This is a genomic window from Niveispirillum sp. (genome assembly GCF_052437035.1).
Lineage (GTDB): Bacteria > Pseudomonadota > Alphaproteobacteria > Azospirillales > Azospirillaceae > Niveispirillum.
Genome location: NZ_JBQVOH010000016.1, coordinates 20581 through 36129, shown reverse-complemented (window position 1 = coordinate 36129; position 15549 = coordinate 20581). Strand labels below are relative to the sequence as shown.

14 protein-coding genes are annotated in these 15549 nt (G+C 58.7%); 11 read left to right on the top strand and 3 right to left on the bottom strand.

Translation table 11 applies throughout. The annotated features are described in order from the left end of the window. Nucleotides 1-296: 296 nt before the first annotated feature. Together ACT6Q8_RS24265 and ACT6Q8_RS24260 are read right to left on the bottom strand one after the other, a co-directional pair. Nucleotides 297-1658 carry a hypothetical protein gene (locus ACT6Q8_RS24265; RefSeq protein WP_444735100.1) on the bottom strand — a complete coding sequence of 454 codons (1362 nt, stop codon included), beginning with the start codon at nt 1656-1658 and terminating at the stop codon, nt 297-299. A 127-nt stretch (nt 1659-1785) separates the two neighbouring features. Then, a complete protein-coding gene (locus tag ACT6Q8_RS24260; RefSeq protein WP_444735101.1) occupies nt 1786-2892 on the bottom strand; it encodes a hypothetical protein in 1107 nt (368 codons plus the stop codon). Nucleotides 2893-3194: 302 nt separating this feature from the next. Between ACT6Q8_RS24260 and ACT6Q8_RS24255 the strand changes: the two genes are divergently transcribed. The 7 genes from ACT6Q8_RS24255 to ACT6Q8_RS24225 all read left to right on the top strand — a co-directional run bounded on the left by ACT6Q8_RS24255 (nt 3195) and on the right by ACT6Q8_RS24225 (nt 8445). Further along, complete coding sequence (locus tag ACT6Q8_RS24255) at nt 3195-3545, top strand: hypothetical protein (protein ID WP_444735102.1); 351 nt, start codon at nt 3195-3197, stop codon at nt 3543-3545. Between the two features lie 11 nt (nt 3546-3556). Further along, complete coding sequence (locus ACT6Q8_RS24250; protein WP_444735103.1) at nt 3557-3880, top strand: head-tail joining protein; 324 nt, start codon at nt 3557-3559, stop codon at nt 3878-3880. Nucleotides 3881-3983: 103 nt separating this feature from the next. Next, nucleotides 3984-4394, top strand: coding sequence for a hypothetical protein (locus tag ACT6Q8_RS24245; protein ID WP_444735104.1), 411 nt, complete (start codon nt 3984-3986; stop codon nt 4392-4394). A gap of 12 nt (nt 4395-4406) precedes the next feature. Then, complete coding sequence (locus ACT6Q8_RS24240) at nt 4407-5150, top strand: phage tail tube protein (protein WP_444735105.1); 744 nt, start codon at nt 4407-4409, stop codon at nt 5148-5150. A 75-nt stretch (nt 5151-5225) separates the two neighbouring features. Beyond that, the gene (locus ACT6Q8_RS24235; protein WP_444735106.1) at nt 5226-5654 is read left to right on the top strand and encodes a phage pre-tape measure protein; all 429 of its coding nucleotides are present in this window, start codon (nt 5226-5228) and stop codon (nt 5652-5654) included. A 20-nt stretch (nt 5655-5674) separates the two neighbouring features. Beyond that, complete coding sequence (locus tag ACT6Q8_RS24230) at nt 5675-5872, top strand: hypothetical protein (RefSeq protein WP_444735107.1); 198 nt, start codon at nt 5675-5677, stop codon at nt 5870-5872. Nucleotides 5873-5877: 5 nt separating this feature from the next. Continuing rightward, a complete protein-coding gene (locus tag ACT6Q8_RS24225; RefSeq protein WP_444735108.1) occupies nt 5878-8445 on the top strand; it encodes a hypothetical protein in 2568 nt (855 codons plus the stop codon). A gap of 699 nt (nt 8446-9144) precedes the next feature. Here the strand turns inward: ACT6Q8_RS24225 and ACT6Q8_RS24220 are convergent. Further along, nucleotides 9145-10365: an IS256 family transposase gene (locus tag ACT6Q8_RS24220; RefSeq protein ID WP_444735109.1), complete on the bottom strand. Its 1221-nt coding sequence runs from the start codon at nt 10363-10365 to the stop codon at nt 9145-9147. A 388-nt stretch (nt 10366-10753) separates the two neighbouring features. Between ACT6Q8_RS24220 and ACT6Q8_RS24215 the strand changes: the two genes are divergently transcribed. The 4 genes from ACT6Q8_RS24215 to ACT6Q8_RS24200 are packed head-to-tail and all read left to right on the top strand — an operon-like array spanning nt 10754 to nt 15488. Next, a complete protein-coding gene (locus ACT6Q8_RS24215) occupies nt 10754-11260 on the top strand; it encodes a hypothetical protein (RefSeq protein ID WP_444735110.1) in 507 nt (168 codons plus the stop codon). A 6-nt stretch (nt 11261-11266) separates the two neighbouring features. Then, the gene (locus tag ACT6Q8_RS24210) at nt 11267-13135 is read left to right on the top strand and encodes a hypothetical protein (RefSeq protein WP_444735111.1); all 1869 of its coding nucleotides are present in this window, start codon (nt 11267-11269) and stop codon (nt 13133-13135) included. A gap of 2 nt (nt 13136-13137) precedes the next feature. After that, nucleotides 13138-13695 (top strand): hypothetical protein, encoded by a 558-nt coding sequence (locus ACT6Q8_RS24205; RefSeq protein WP_444735112.1) that lies wholly within the window; start codon nt 13138-13140, stop codon nt 13693-13695. Then, the gene (locus ACT6Q8_RS24200) at nt 13692-15488 is read left to right on the top strand and encodes a hypothetical protein (protein WP_444735113.1); all 1797 of its coding nucleotides are present in this window, start codon (nt 13692-13694) and stop codon (nt 15486-15488) included. The genes ACT6Q8_RS24205 and ACT6Q8_RS24200 overlap by 4 nt, the downstream gene beginning before the upstream one ends. The last annotated feature ends 61 nt before the right edge of the window (nt 15489-15549 follow it).

Genomic DNA, 15549 nt, shown 5'->3' with positions numbered 1-15549 from the left:
AATTGCCAGCCATCAGCGGTCACCTTCAGCTTGTCATCGACTGGGACCGGTTCCGTACGTCGACCACGATCTGACGGACTAACGCCCTCAGTATCTCCTCCAATCAGGTTGAGTTTTATCCGGCATCTCCGACCGGCGCATGACCACAGTGGCCTGCCGCCAGGACATCTTCTACAATATTCGCGTAACCATCGCACAGTAAAATATTGAATTGATTGCGCTCAGATGAATGGCCGTGACCATCTATGATCACGGCCATTCATATTTGAATATGCAATGCCGTTATGGCCAGCTCGTCACGACTTGTACTTCCAAACAGACAGGAACTGCGACGGAGCTGAAGCCAGGATGTCAGACCAGACTTTCTCATCTTGGTGCTGAGGTCTAATATAGTGGACCAGATGCATCATATTAATATGCTTGTTCAATGAGCTGTCATCGATTGACGCGCTCGGCGCTACGGTCTTGATAAGCTCCTTGCAATATTCTGATATAAAGCTCTTATCGCTGGCGATGCGTAACACGTCCAGAAGAATAGAAGCGCCATAGTTGATTCTCCATATTTCTCCAAACCTTCCATCATCATTTGGCATACAGACAACACATTTCATGGAAAGACCAATAATATCCAAGCATTGCTTTATGTCGATTGCGGGTGGATGAGGTATCTCTTCTGTCTCTGGATCCAAGTCAATTCCTCTGGGGTCATAGACCAAAGCTGAAAAGTGCTTGTTCCAATTCCCATAGCAAACGTCAATAACCGCCTCAAGCAGATCTGAAATAGTCATTCTCTCTATTAAATTCGAGAAAAGAGCTGCAATAGCAGATGGCCCAAGCTCACAGTTTCTCTGGAGATAGCCGGAGTTTACATTGGCTATTGGCTTTCGTCCCCCGTCACGGAGAAAGGCTTCCCTTAATACGCCGTCAGCCATCTTCTCTAGGGTTGAGCTAAAATACCTATCCATTTCACTCGAGATTAAGGGCGCCCCAAACTTGTTATGACCCTTGCCATTGGACCGGGCGACATCCTTTAGCCAGAGGCCATACGATTGCTTGCTGTCTAATCGAGCGAAGCTGCCGCAGAACTCCTGTAGTTCAGACTTGATTGTTCCAAACTTCTCAGTGCAAATTGGCAAAAGCAGGTCGACGACTTCTGAACGGAAATCTATCAACTCATGCGTATATTCCTCAACGGGTTGGCCAAAATCATCCAGCATCTCCTCTTCGTATTCCACAATTACTTTTCTTGTTTTGAATTTATGTACATTGGAGGTCAATACGTTATCTGCTGTCGCAACAAGATCGAGGATTGAGCTGATGGACTGCCGGAGTGAGCGATCCGCAGCGCTGATTGGCTCGATCACACCGTCCCCGACCCGCAAGAGTAGCTCAGCTGTAGCGACAGAAGCCTGCGCCTCGCCGGCTACGGTCGCTTGACGCCCAAGGTAAACCGCAGCAATGCCAAGCACCAATGTTGCCGGTACGCCCAGTATAAGCGAGAATCTGTCGCTCACAAATGACCACTTGTCTTGCGCTGTGCTGATTCCTGCGTCAAAAATATAACTGATGAAAACCACAATAGCAAAAAACATCAAGATGGAGACTAACCAGAAGACACCAGGATAACTAATCACCTTGCTGATTCTTTTAATCGACATTCTATGTTCCTCTACTGCTGTTGTAGGATGGTGTTTGCGGGCTAAGTTTTGTGCCGATAGCAGTTACATAGCTGAACTTCACATAGATTACTAATCATTAATCTACGAGAAACAATCCATGTGAACTTTACTCTAATGAACTCAAAACTTCATATTTATAATTTTGTCCGCCCGAGGTGGAGGGACTGATTGTCTTGCAAACTTTATTATTTCCAACGCTAGTTATATTTTCAACGCAAACCATTTCCATTTCATTGTTGCTAAAATCTACGGTTTTTGGCCATCGAGCGAATGCTGCAAAATGAGAATCCATTTCAGCTTTCGATCTAAATGAGCGACTTTCAGAAAACTTAATCATAACTTGATCTTTCGGAGAGTGATTGGAGAAATTAAACAGCAATCCGTATCCATCTAAGCCTTGGGGTGCAGCCATTAATGTAATCGTTTTATCATCAGTAATTTTGAGTCTGCAATCATTCATAATTTTGCAAATTTGCATCATCTTTGCTTCAATTTGCATTCTGTTAGAGCCTTTCGTAAACAAAACCTCTGTGCCTATTGCTTCAACAGATTTCTCAAGTGGATCCAAAAACTTTTGCTCGACAGAAACAGCCGGAACAGCAGGGTTGAGCCCCATCGTCATTTTGCAAACTTTCATGTAAATGCTGTTTGTATTAGGACTGATACGGCAAATTGAGTAAATGTTGGGGTAGTAAGTCATCCAACTTCCTGATCCCGTTATGGAATTCAATACTCGATTGAAATGATTTTCGGAGGAACTTGGATCCACAAATGACGAAAGCAGATCCATCGAGGAAGCTCTGTTTTCGCTAAACTTAATGGTCAGTAGCGCTGATTTTTCCCCTATAGATCCCCTTGGACTTAACGTTGTATAAATCCCCATTCCAATTCTCTTGGATTTTATACAATCAGCACATGATGACAGGAAACTCTCTGCTTTTTCCTCTTCCATACCCAAATATAATTTACTAAGGACATCAAATTTTTGTGTAGTTGTTTGGTCTTTTATTTTTAATGTATCCTTATTTCCGATAGTTGTACTCGCTTTAGCTTCGAAGAAAATACCCATTGATGATAACGAAGAAATAATAAATAGTGCGATAAAAAATATACTCAGATCGGCACCTTTTGAATAAGTCTTATTAAAATCATACTTACTTGATGGCATGTAATTCTGGGGGAGATTGGACTTGCACAACATTTCAAGCTCCATTTTTTACGTCATTGTAGGCTCTAGGAGAGCGCCCAACCAATCCGCATGGGCTTTAACACAAAGCAGCGGAAGTGATCAACATAATGGGCACTATTGTGGAACACGTAAGGTGTAATCTCAAGGCAATTACGCTAGGTTTGACACTTGCGGCGCACGGTCGTCCGTATCAGCTGGGGCTGTTCAGCCGCCCTCTCTATGGCCATCCTCCACCAATTTGCGCCTACTTCCCGCACCATGATAATGTCGGCCTCATGATATCGACATGCTCGCTGGGGCAGTCAGACAGACTTATCGGTGCAAAGATGGATGAAATCAACCTGCTCTTGAAAATCGTCGGTGCCGCCCTGTCAACAGCCGGCATTGCCTGGGGTGTCTATTCTTTCTTGTCCAAGAGGATCGACAAAACCCGCGTCGAAATTGTCTCGCGCATCGATCGCGACAGGGACGAAATATTCAGCCGCCTCGACGATATCCGCGACGACTACCTGCGACGCGCCGAATATGTCGCTGACCGCGAGCGCATGGAAACCCGAATCTCTGATCTCGGCGCTGAACTCCGTGCCGGTTTCGGCGGTTTGACCCAGCGCATCGACAGCGTCCTCGCCGCCCTGGCGTCCCGCGGTCCTGGCGGCGGTCCGTCCCCCCGGATGTGAGGAGCCGTAATATGGTCGCGTCGATCTTTGCAGGGCTCTCCTCCCTCATGACATCCACATTCAGCGATCCGGCCCTCTGGACCTACCGCGCTGCGCCGTCCGACCCCGGCATCCAGGTCCGGGTCATCTACCGTGAGCGGGGGACGACAATTGTCGCCGGTACCGAGGGGGCCGAGTACGAGACGACTGTACCGACCGCAGCCCTCGAGATGTCCGCAGTCCCCGGCCTGCGCAACGGTCACCGGCTGACATCCCCCGACGGCACGACATACATGATCCGATCCAGCGATCCAGATGGATCCGGCCTGATCGTCTGCGCCCTATCCCGGGCCTAAAATTTGCCCCGAGATCCACCGCTACGCTACTCTGATGTCAGAAATAGCGACCGCCGGTGATCGACAGATGCCACATATCCGCCTACAGGTACGGGACGCCATCGTGTCCATCCTGCGTGCTGGTCTGCCGGCGCTGTCAGTGCATGTCCACCGCGTTGACGCATTCGAAAACGCCGATCTGCCGGCCGTCGTCGTCTATCTCACCGGTGAGCGCGTCGCCCAGCAAATCGAGCGGATGCAGCAGCCGCGCCCGCAGCGCCGGGACATCGATCTCCAGATCGTCGTCTTCGGCGCCGGCGAGGCTGGTCTCGATGCTATCCATGGGATCTGCGAGACAATCGAGCGCAAGATTTTCGCTGATTACAGTTTGGGCGGCCTGTCGATCAATACCCGCCTGACCAGCGTCGATATTCAGGCGACACCCGGCGGCGACAAGACGCTGCACACTGTTGCGATGACATGGTCTGTCCTTGTTGAAACCCGCGAGGGCGACCCCGATACCACTATTGTCTGATGGAGTCCTACCATGACCGCCGTTTTCTCGCCGCTGAGTTCTGATCTCTACTCGATCCCGAAGGGTCAGATCCTGTTCCGAAAGGCCGGGGCGAAGTCCTTTGCGCTGCTGGGTGACGCCGACAATTTCTCGCTCGAGGTCGCTGTCGAGCGCGATGAGCGTTACTCCAATGAGTATGGCACTCGCACGCTGGTGGACACGATCATCACCCAGACCTCGGCTACCGTCAGCATGACGCTGCTCCAGATGTCTGGCCTGATCCGCGCCCTGTCCGTCCTGGGCGAAGACAGCACGATGACGCAGACCGCCACCACGGCCCAGACGATCGATATCACTGGCGTCAAAGCCGGCGGCATCGTCAAGACCCCGCACCTGGCCATTTCCAATGTGGTGATCACCGGCATGGATGCGGGCGATGATTACCGCGTCAATGGCCCGACCGGCACGATTGAGTTTCTGATTGATGTCCCCGGCGGGACGACATCGGCGACCTATGATGCCGCGGCTGTGACGAGCGGGCACCAGTCTGGCGTGGCCAGCGGCACCGGGCTGCGCGGGACACTGATGTTCGTCGGCACCAACAGCAAGGGCCCCAAGGCGCTGTTGATGCTGCACGACGTGCAGCTGACGCCCGCCGGCGCCCGCGCGTTCTTGTCCGATACCGACCGCTCCTCGATCGAGCTCACCGGCACTGCATTTCCCATCGCGGGTCAGCCTGCCGGCTTTGCCATCGGCTACGAACAGACCATCGCTTAAGCCTTTCCCAGCGTGGCCCCGGCCCTGGCGCCGGGGTCATCACCCTGCCTGCCAGCAGCAAGAGGACACCATCAAATGGCAACCATCTTCGACATTATGCCGCGCAAGTCTCATGTCATCGTGGAGACGGGATCCGGTGAGACCCTGCGGGTCGAGGTGCGGGCACTGTCCACCGGTGCCGTCGCCGACCTTTTCGCGCGCTACCCGGATCTGTTGAAAATCGTCGAGGACCTGGTCGTCCGCGGCACCGAAGACGCCGCAATCGACTGGTCCACTGTCCTGCGCAGCGCTCCCGCGGCTGTTGCCTCGGTCGTCGCGGCTGGCACATCCGACGCCGCCGGCCGCCCGGCCGCCGAAGCTGCGGCCCTGGAACTGGATCCCGATATCGCCCTGCAGCTGGCCCAGGAGATCATCAGGATCTCTTTCTCAAATTTTCTCCAGCGGATGGGGGGAATGGGCGGCGCCCTGTCCGCCAACGCCGCAATCGCCAACGCCGGCGGCTGACAGAGACCCTGCTGGACGCCGTGACGATCGTCCGAGCGGCGTCCGGTGATGATCTGGATACCGTCCTGTCCTACTCGCCCAGACAGCTCATGGCGCTGGCCGAAGCCGCAGCGGCCAACAAAAACAAAGATTGCCAGGCGCAGATCATCGGTATCCGCATCGCAATGCACGCTGACGGCAAGGAATTCGAAAAAGCTGTCAAGCAACTGGAAGAGTAACCGCCATGACTGAGACCGCAGGACTTGAGATTCAACTCTCCGCTACGGGGGCGGAAGCCGTCCGCCGCGCTCTGACGGGCGTCGCGGCCTCTCTGCGCGGCCTCGGTCGATCGGTCTCAGCACCGCTGGAATCCGCCCGCCAGTCAGCCGATCGCACGACAGCCGCTCTGCGCACGCTGGCCGGCGCCGCGCGGGCTATCGGTGGGCGGGCAATCTCCATCGGCACCACCGGCGTGACGACGGGCCTGGTCAGCGTGACGGCGGCGGCGGCTGCAACCAGCGTCGCTCTCTCGGCCGCCCGCGACGATATCCTGGCGGTCGAGCGGGCAAGCCGAGGCGCCGGCTTCAACTCCGCCGAAAGCTTCCAGAGATTTGCTTTCGCCGCACGTTTGTCTGGTGTCGAGCTCGAGGATGTGCGGGGCGCGATCGCCGGATTGCAGGATGCGCTTGTCGAAGCATCGCGCAATGCGGAGTCTGATCAGGCTCTGTCCTTCAGAACCCTGGGCGTCTCAGTCCTCGACGCTGCCGGCAAGCTGCGGTCAGCAGAAGATGTGATCCTGGATGTCGCCGACAGCCTCTCACGCCTCGAAAATGGCCCCCGCCGAACCTTTCTTTTGCAGCGGATCACAGGCGAGGATGATGCCGCCAAACTGATTCCGCTGCTGGAGCGCGGCAGCAAAGCGATCCGAGAGATCGGGGCTGAGGCTGATGGTCTGGGCGTCGTGTTCGATCGTGGCCAGGTCAAGGCGGCCGAGGAGTTCGATCGCGGTCTGTTCCGGATCGGTGCTGTGCTGCGCGGTGTCCGCGCCCGGCTGCTGGAGTTGACGACGGTACGCTTCGGATCGTGGCTCAACACCATTGCCGATATCGCGGTCCGCAACCGTGATGCCATCGACGCGTTCCTGGTCCGCGGTGTTGATGCTGCAGCGCTGCTGTTTGCCGATTTGACCAGGATCGCCCAGGGACAGCGGGCGCTGCACTTCAGCTGGATCAACGATACGATCGCTGAATACAACCGCTTCCGGGATTTTCTCGCTGTCGTCGGACAGGATATCACGGCCGCCCTTTCCGGGCGGCGTGATGACATCGCCGACCAACGCATCCGTGCCGTCTACGACATCGCTGTTGATACCGCGGTCGCTGCGCGTCTGCTGGCATCTACACTGAGCCGCGTGGCGACCACTGCGGCCAAAATCGGCGCCGATCTTTCGGCTGTTTTTGCATTCATCGACCGCCAGTTTGGCTCAATCCTGGGTGCTGCCGCTGATTTCGGCCGTCTGATCGCGCGTGCCCTGGGGCTTGAAAACAACACCCAGCTGCTGGCACTGGTGGCCATATTGAAACTGGTGTCCGCTGCGATCCTCAGTACAGTCGGTATTGCCCTGCGGGTGCTGGCGCCCGTCGGTGCGCTCATCGCCTCTATCGGCGGGTCTGCGCAAGCGGTGCTGGCACCACTCACCCGTCTGATCGCCAGCATCGGCGGCATCGGTCGGGTCATCGGGATCGCTGCGGCGGCCCTGGCCGGCGTTGTGGGTTGGCCAGTGACCGTTGCGGTGGCGATCGGTGCGGGCCTGGCCGTCATTTCGACGTTCTGGGATGAGATCAGATCTGGGGCTGACAGTCTCTACGTATCATTGGTGGCTGGCATCAACGGATTTTTCCGCAACGCCCAGGCGGCTTTCGCGGGCCTGGGGGATATCGATTTCCGCGCACTCTTCCGCGGATTCTTCGACACGATCGGGGAAATGTATGTCGAGATCCAGCGGTTCATCGTCGAGGGGGGTGTGAAGGCATTCGCGTCCTTGTCGTCCGAGGCGGCTGTTATCTGGCGCAATCTTGTGCAGCTGCTGGTCTACGATCTGGACTGGCAGGCGATCGGCGACACGATCCTCGCGGTGCTGCGCATCACGGCGGATGCCATCCTGGCCCTGATGATCGAGACCAGCGCGGCCATCCTGCGTGCGATCCAGTTCATCTTGATTGACCCGCTGGCGTTCCTGCTGCGCGCGGCCTGGGATGGACTGGTCGCTGGCTTCGACTTGGCAGCGGCGGCGATCGCCACGCGATTTGACGCGCTGGTCAGCAGGCTAAAGGCGGCGGCAGCCTCTGTCGCTGCGGCACTGGGGATCGGCGGCGATGATCAGCAGACGCAGGCCACGCAGACCGGGTCGGCCATCGTCTCGCGCGCGGTTGGGGGTTATGTGTCCGGTCCTGGCTCCGGCACCTCAGATAGCATCCTGGCGCGGTTGAGTAATGGCGAGTATGTCTTGCCGGCACGGATCGTACGACAGCTCGGCATGCCGTTCCTGGAGGCGCTGCGCCGCCGCGGGCTGGACGCGCTATCGATGCTCCAGGGTTTTGCCGACGGAGGGCTGGTGGCGGCCGGGCCGCGGCTGGCGATGCCGCAGCAGATGTCTGCCAGCAGCAGCGGCGGGCGGCCCTTCGTGCTGCAGCTGCCCGGCGGCGAGAGCTTCGCGGGGAGGATGCAGCAAGATGTGGCACAGCAGCTGGGATCGACGCTGCGGCGGTCTTATGCAGCCAGGGTGGGCAAACTGCCACGGTGGGCCGGCTGATCGCTGGCCGGGTGTGAAAGGCTGGATCGGGCGTGAAGCAACGCGGCAGGGTTTGCCGCGTTGCTGCTTTGGAGATGGTGCCGACACCAGCGCCTGGGCGGAATGGGGCGGTGGGGTTTTGGATGCGGGACGGGTGAGGGGCTGACTGACGCCGGCTGCGCCGGCGCGTTTGAAGGGCAGGGAAGAGAAAGTCTGTCGGGGTCCGGGGGTGGAACCCGGCGGGCAGACTTTGGGCCCTGCGGGCCTCTTTGCGGCGTCTGGGGGTTGTCTGTTGGGGCCTCTGGCCCCCGGAGGATCACAAAAGTGAAGTAAGTGATGCCTCAGTGAAGGCAAAGTGATAAACCATTATTCTCTGAAACCCGCAGAAAACCTAGGGTTTTTATCTATAAGTGAAAAAAGTGATGCCTTTTTGAGAAAGTTACACGTAAGAAAAAAAGTATATCCAATGGATATAAAATTGGGCTCTCATCATCACGTTATATGTAAAGGGACTTTTCTCCGGAAAGAGCATCACTTTTTTCACTCTTCGATATAAAACACAGCAAAAACAAAGCGTTAGATATATCATGATCGATCACTTTGGCATTCACTGAGTGATCACTGAAGTGATTTCGGGCCCCCGCGGGGGGCCATAGCGAGCCTTCTGGTTCCCAAAAAAGGGACTATCGGGAATTCCGTGCTCGGCTGGGCGGTTTGAAATCAGGCGTTCATCGCCTTTGTGAACCTGTCGCCGAACAGGACTGCCATCTGAGCCTTGGCCGCCGTCCATTCACGTGCGGGCATTTTCCACTCTTTCTCGGCCCTGTTCAAGACCAGGAACAGCAGTTTCAGCGCGGCTTCGTCATTGGGGAAATGGCCCTTGGCGCGGACGGCGCGGCGTAGCTTTGAATTCAGGGCCTCGATGGTATTTGTTGTGTAGAGTATGCGCCTGACGTCGCGCGGAAAGGCAAAGAACGGGATGACTTCCTGCCAGGCCCGGCGCCAAGCCTTGCCGATGGCCTCATATTTCTGCCCCCAGGGGCCTTGTTCGAATGCGGTCAGGGCCTTCTCCGCCTCCGTGTCATCCAAGGCGTCGTAAACCTGTTTGAGTGCGGCGGCGACCGGCTTGCGGTCCTTCCAGGAGGCGAATTCCATGCTGTGGCGCAGGAGATGGACGATGCAGGTTTGCACGCTCGTTTCCGGAAACGCGGCGGCGATGGCTTCCGGAAAGCCCTTCAGCCCATCGACCACGGCCAGCAGGATGTCCTCCACCCCGCGGTTCTTCAGCTCGTTCAGGACCCGCAGCCAGAATTTCGCCCCCTCATTCTGCTCGATCCACAGGCCCAGCACCTCCTTGGTGCCATCCACCCGCACACCGATGGCGATATGGATCGCCTTGTTCCTCACGAGGCTCTCGTCCCGGATCTTGACCCGCAGCGCGTCCAGGAAAACCAGCGGATAGACGGCTTCAAGTGGTCTGGTCTGCCAGGCCGCCACCTCTTCCAGCACCGCGTCCGTCACCGCCGAGATCAGGTCCGCCGACACCTCGATCCCGTACAGCTCCCGCAGATGCCCGGTGATCTCCCGCGTCGACATGCCCCGCGCATACATCGAGATGATCTTCTCGTCGAACCCGGGGAACCGACGCTGGTACTTGCCGATCAGCTGCGGATCAAAGGTCGAGGCCCGGTCACGCGGGATCGACAGTTCCACCGACCCCGTATCCGTCAGCACCGTCTTGCGGCCATAGCCGTTGCGCCGGTTGCCGCTCTCGTCGCCGGCAAGATGGTGATCCATCTCCGCCTTCAATACACGCTCCGCCAGCGCCTTCTTCAGCTGATCAAGCAGGCCGTTCTGGTCAAAGGCCGCCTTCGCGTCACCGCCGGCCAGCAGCTGGTCCAGAAGCGCATCGGGGATAATCGGGTCCTTGCGTCGTGCCATCGTGAAGCTCCTTTCGCATCACTATGGCCCAGCCGAGCACGGAATTCCCGATAGTCCCCCAAAAAAGGCCCGTAGGGCCTTACCGGTCTACCCCACTGGTTCCCAATCCAGGACCCCGACAGACTTTCTCTTCCCTGCCCCCCACGCGGCGGCGCAGCCGCCGTAAGCCAGCCCCATCCCTCCACCTACATCACTCCCACCGCTCCATTTCATTCCGCCCAGGCGCAGTTGCCGGCGCTGTCTTCCCCGACGCTCCCCGCGCGCCCACCCGTCCCATCCCACATCACCGACCCCAATTTTTGCCCCCACCACCGCCGCCTGATACACTCCGCATGCTATCGAATCTGTCTACCGATAGCGTCCGACATCGTCTGTGAGTTTCGCCCCCATGCCAACTCTGCCCGAGACAGACCTATTCATCTCCGGCGTCGCGATCCCGACCGGCGCTGGTCGGAATATCACGCAGACGCTGGAGCTGATCGACAACGGCGATATTCGGCGCACGATCAATGGCGCAGCCGTCGATCTGACCCGTGCCGCCTCGCGCAAATACCGGTCCGATATCCGGGCCACTGGCGTCAGCACTCCAGCCCTGGCCGGCATCGTCCGTGGGTCAGCCGTCACCGTCCACTGCATCCAGCGCCTGCGTGTCCCCGCCAGCGGCACGTCCGTCACCCTGCCGCGCACGCCCGTATCAGGCTCCGTCCGGGGCTACCAGGCCGACGGTACGCGCGCCACCCTGTCGAGCCTGATCGATCGCGTCGCGACCTTCTCAGCCCCGATTGTATACGCCGAATTCCGGCCGATCCTGACCATGCTCGTCGCCGATCTCTCCTACGACACCGACGAATATGCCGCGTCCGAGGGCTGGTCTCTGTCCCTGGAGGAGGCCTGATCGATCATGTCTGACATCCTCGGCACCATCTATTTTGCCTGGGTCGATGATGGGGAGGCTTATTCCCCATCCACGCACCGCCGCGAAGATGAGCAGGTCTTCAATCTCAAGATCTCAGAATCCGAGGGCGAATTTCCACGCGCAGAAGTCGAGATCCGGTCCACGGGCGCCAAGCTGCTCGCCGCCGGCCGCAAGCGCCGGGCCTACATCTCCGCTGATTTTCTGGACGGCGCCGGCGCCGTGACCGCGACCCGTCTGCTCTTTGCGGGCCGATTGACCGGTATACCTATCGCGCTGGCCGGCGCCACCCAGACCCTGGAGCTGCTCGCCCAGCCATCTGGATGGCAGGACATCCTGCGCAGCCAGCTCGCCGCCCTCAAGACTGGCGATCAGTGGGAGCCGCTGCTGGTATCACCCGACCGCGCCGACGAACTGGACGAGGTCCTGGCTGCTCGACCGGTCCTCCCTCACTGGGATCGCCGCACTGGCGCGCTGTCGATGTCGCCGATCGCCGACGGTCCGCCGCTGGCGATATCTGCCCCGCTGCCGACCGACATCACGGGCCATGACGCGGACTCCCTGTCCATCTCGCTGGCCGAGGCCCCGATCCGCCGGATCCGCTACATCGTCCGTGCCGCCTGGCTTCAATCCAGCGCCGTGACATTCGACGCCGCCGACTATGTCGCTGACGCGCTCGAGCCCGAACCTGGCCCCCATATCCGCACACGCTTTGCCACGCTGACGCCCGACGCGCTGGAGTCTGTCTGGTCATCGCCCGGCATCGACGCCAGCAGCGGATACGAGGTGATCGATGCGCGCTTACAAGAGGTCGCCCGCTCCCAGGTTAGTGTGCCGGTCACGGTGGCAACGAGGCCTACCGGCGACCCCGTGTTTGACGCGGTCCCGACGAATGCCCGGCAGGTAACATTCGACCGCGTCACCTATATCGGACGCATGGTTGTTCGCGCGACCTATGAGCAGTCGCGCGAAGAGACGCTGGAGCTGGCCTATGAGTCCGACGCCCAAGACGTGCTGGACGCGGGTGAAGAGGTGGAAACGCTGGACCTGCAGGACCTGTCTTTGACCCTGGGCGCCTATGCGACTGATCTATATACCCTGGGCCCATCGATCTCTGGAGGCGTGCAGTACAGCGTGTCGGAGAGCCGATACATCGTCCCGCAGGCATCCGCCCTCTATGCGCAGTCCGGTTCCGGTTGGACATGGTCGGCCCTGGGGGATCGCATTGTCCGACATGTCACGCAGCGGGCCGTCGCCCGCCTGCTGCGCTCAGCCCGCGCGCTCGAGATCTCCTGCGTCGTGCCCCTGGCCCCCTACTGGGATATCAGCTGCGCCCAGGCGCTGACGATTATCGACGAGAGGTTGCCGGGCGGGCGGGTTTACGGAAAGATTATTTCGTATGAGATGATCGTAGAGCCAGACGGCTGTTATACGCGTCTGACGATCGGTGCCATCATTGGCCGTGGCCGTGGCCGCACCACGCCGGGAGCGACGGCCAGTGTCTCGATGGGGTCATATCGAGATATCGCGGGCGGGGTCGATGCCCTGTCCGTGGGCCTGCCTCCCTTTCCGACGGCGGGCTTTGCGCCCCCATCGGTCCCGGTTGATGCTGGCCAGCTGCGGGCGGACCCTCCTGGATATCTTATTCAGTCGATCGTGCCCGAAAACACGATCTCAATTCAGACCGCCGCAATCACCGGCGCAGCTGACCCACAGGCAGCACTGAGGGATAAGCCTGCCGGGCTCTATGTGACCTTCCGATTGCTGGAGGGTCTGGAAACGCTCACCGCGTCGGCAACCACAGCATCTAGTCCAATCCTTGTCCCACTGCCACGATATATTGATCTGGAGGGCTGACCATGACAGCACTCGATCCCGTTCTGCGGGCGCCACAACTGCCGCCAGGAGAGCGCCGGCCGCAGATCCGTGACACGGCGGGCCTGAGGACCGGATCCACGCGGACCCGCAATCAGACGTCGCCGACCACGGTCGAGGCGGGCGGCTTCGTATCCCACGATGACCGCAAGCACACCATCATCAAAGCTTTTGACGCGCTCAACGTCGGGGAGCTGGAGCAATCACTTTCCGGCGCGTCGGTGACAATCGATCCTGCCCTGGGCGGTGTGGTTGCCTGGTCTGTACCGGGCTCATCCGCATCCGTAACCTGGGTGCCACGGGCACCGGTGCCGGCCGAGCAGGTCTATGGCGGCACCGCGCGCAAGCGCTCGCATATCATCATCCTGCTGATCACCTGGGCGTCCAGCGGGCCGCGGACGGTGTCGATCCCCGGTCAGTGGGATGGCGGGTCTCAACCCGACTGGTCTACCACATCTGGTAGTACAGATCGGGTGGTCGCACAATATAGTGAGACAAGCGGCGTCTACTATCTCCAGCTGACAGGGTCCTTCGAGCCATGATCGTCACCAAGAAGGCCCTCGGCGGATCGCGGCCGGTCGGTGTCGTGCCCTGGCGCCTGCCATGGGCGCCGTCAGTCCGCGGGTATGCACAGATCCAGCCGCCGTCCGGCCCACCTCTGCGCACAATCGACGGCGTGGGGTATTATGAGATCGACTTCAAGCTTATCCGCAATGCGCGTCCGCCCGCACAAGATCTGGTGTCTGTTGACCTTGATCGCACCATGAATAGTGTCTTCGAGGTCAGCGGCGGCTCGCTGGTGCCTGCAACGCGGGTCCTACGCATCGTCGGGGGTGGGACCCGGCCCGATGGCCGCCCGATGGCTATCGCGCTCTATATCAGTGCAGTGACCGGGGTCAACACCGCGGCTTTGCTGATCCGTGACGCTGTGGCGCCGACGAATTGGATTGTTGAAAAAATATTCGATACATTCGTTGGCCGCGCGACTGGTTGGATCAACGATTTCGTACTGGGTTTTATTGCTGATACAAGCGGACCGCGCTGGGTTATTTTCACCTCGACCTTTAGTTATCTAGGTGCTTACTATCTGACATGGACATCGCCGACAACGGCTACGAACGCAAAAGTGCTGGGTACAGCGCCCGGCTACACAGGCCTGACCGCGACTGATACATCCCGACCGATATCTCTGCCGACGATCTGGCTGCCGGAGACAGGCCTCGCATGTGAGCTCGAGACGCGTTTGACTGGCAATGGCAGGGCCGGTGCATTCGGCGGACCTATCTCCATTCCGCCGATTGTCGAGAGCGTCCGCCTGCGACCGGTGGCAGGCGAAATCGGCACCGAATACCCGTCGGTCCGTGACGACTTTCCGCTGTCGCAGCTGATTTTTCAGCCGACGTCGCTGTCGTACGATCCCGGTGACCCGAATTTCAATCTGACTTTGCGCTATGAGATCATCCCGCGGTCCGAAGGTGATAATCCGGCGGTAGTCAACAAGCGGACATTTTCCGTCGTTGACCTTGTCCTACCCGATCCTGTGATCGGTGGCACGGGCCGAAAAGAAATCGTCATAAGTAAAGCAAACCGCACGGATACACGCACCGGATTCCTTTCCTGGTGGGAATATTATGGATATGGCCAGGATGTTTACGCTTTTACGCAGGTCGTGCCGGTTTCTCTGGGTCCTGGTCCTGGCGGTGTGACCGAATGGCGCTATCTCGGCGCGGGCGAGACGATTGATCTCTGGCGGCGCTGGCAGATCAAACGGGTGATCGGCCCAATGATGCTGCCCCCTACAGCTGCTGAACTGGCTGGCCTGACGCTTGATCTCGCCGGTCAGCCGCAAAAACTGCCGGCTGGCAATGTCATCCCATACTCAGCCCAGGGTGAGGCGCTCTACATCATCATCTCTGAGGGGCAGGGGCACGAGCCGGGGGATGGGTCGCAGGAGATCCGACACGACACGACGCGCAATTATTTCATCGGCGTGGAAACGCCGCAGCAGCCCGGTTACATCCAGGTGCTGATCGATGGGCCCTATGATCTGGACGAGATCCAGCGCCTGGATGGACCGCGCTATAAGATCGGCTACACCAGCGGCTCCTACTCTGCCTGGAACCCTATCGCGGAGCCGTCTCCACCGGCCTATCACGGCGTCGATCGACGCCCCGTGCGCAATGCCGGATTTTACGTCGATCCTGTGGACGGACGCATCGTGCATGCGATTTTGACCTGTGACGCGACACCGAGCGAGACGTCAGAAATTGCATCGCGATCGCTGGTCCACAATCACAGCATATTCGACGCCGTGGGTTTCCGCGAGGTGCCATAGTCCGCAGGAATCCTCAAAAATTTGCACTCTGCTCGCTTTGATCTGTAGGATTTTGAGGTCG

Excerpts from the sequence above, each read along its gene's own strand:
- ACT6Q8_RS24235 (WP_444735106.1), top strand. The coding sequence starts at position 5,226 with ATGGCAACCATCTTCGACATTATGCCGCGCAAGTCTCATGTCATCGTG.
- ACT6Q8_RS24215 (WP_444735110.1), top strand. The coding sequence starts at position 10,754 with ATGCCAACTCTGCCCGAGACAGACCTATTCATCTCCGGCGTCGCGATC.
- ACT6Q8_RS24250 (WP_444735103.1), top strand. The coding sequence starts at position 3,557 with ATGGTCGCGTCGATCTTTGCAGGGCTCTCCTCCCTCATGACATCCACA.
- ACT6Q8_RS24205 (WP_444735112.1), top strand. The coding sequence starts at position 13,138 with ATGACAGCACTCGATCCCGTTCTGCGGGCGCCACAACTGCCGCCAGGA.
- ACT6Q8_RS24255 (WP_444735102.1), top strand. The coding sequence starts at position 3,195 with ATGGATGAAATCAACCTGCTCTTGAAAATCGTCGGTGCCGCCCTGTCA.
- ACT6Q8_RS24200 (WP_444735113.1), top strand. The coding sequence starts at position 13,692 with ATGATCGTCACCAAGAAGGCCCTCGGCGGATCGCGGCCGGTCGGTGTC.
- ACT6Q8_RS24220 (WP_444735109.1), bottom strand. The coding sequence starts at position 10,365 with ATGGCACGACGCAAGGACCCGATTATCCCCGATGCGCTTCTGGACCAG.
- ACT6Q8_RS24260 (WP_444735101.1), bottom strand. The coding sequence starts at position 2,892 with ATGGAGCTTGAAATGTTGTGCAAGTCCAATCTCCCCCAGAATTACATG.
- ACT6Q8_RS24225 (WP_444735108.1), top strand. The coding sequence starts at position 5,878 with ATGACTGAGACCGCAGGACTTGAGATTCAACTCTCCGCTACGGGGGCG.
- ACT6Q8_RS24210 (WP_444735111.1), top strand. The coding sequence starts at position 11,267 with ATGTCTGACATCCTCGGCACCATCTATTTTGCCTGGGTCGATGATGGG.
- ACT6Q8_RS24240 (WP_444735105.1), top strand. The coding sequence starts at position 4,407 with ATGACCGCCGTTTTCTCGCCGCTGAGTTCTGATCTCTACTCGATCCCG.
- ACT6Q8_RS24265 (WP_444735100.1), bottom strand. The coding sequence starts at position 1,658 with ATGTCGATTAAAAGAATCAGCAAGGTGATTAGTTATCCTGGTGTCTTC.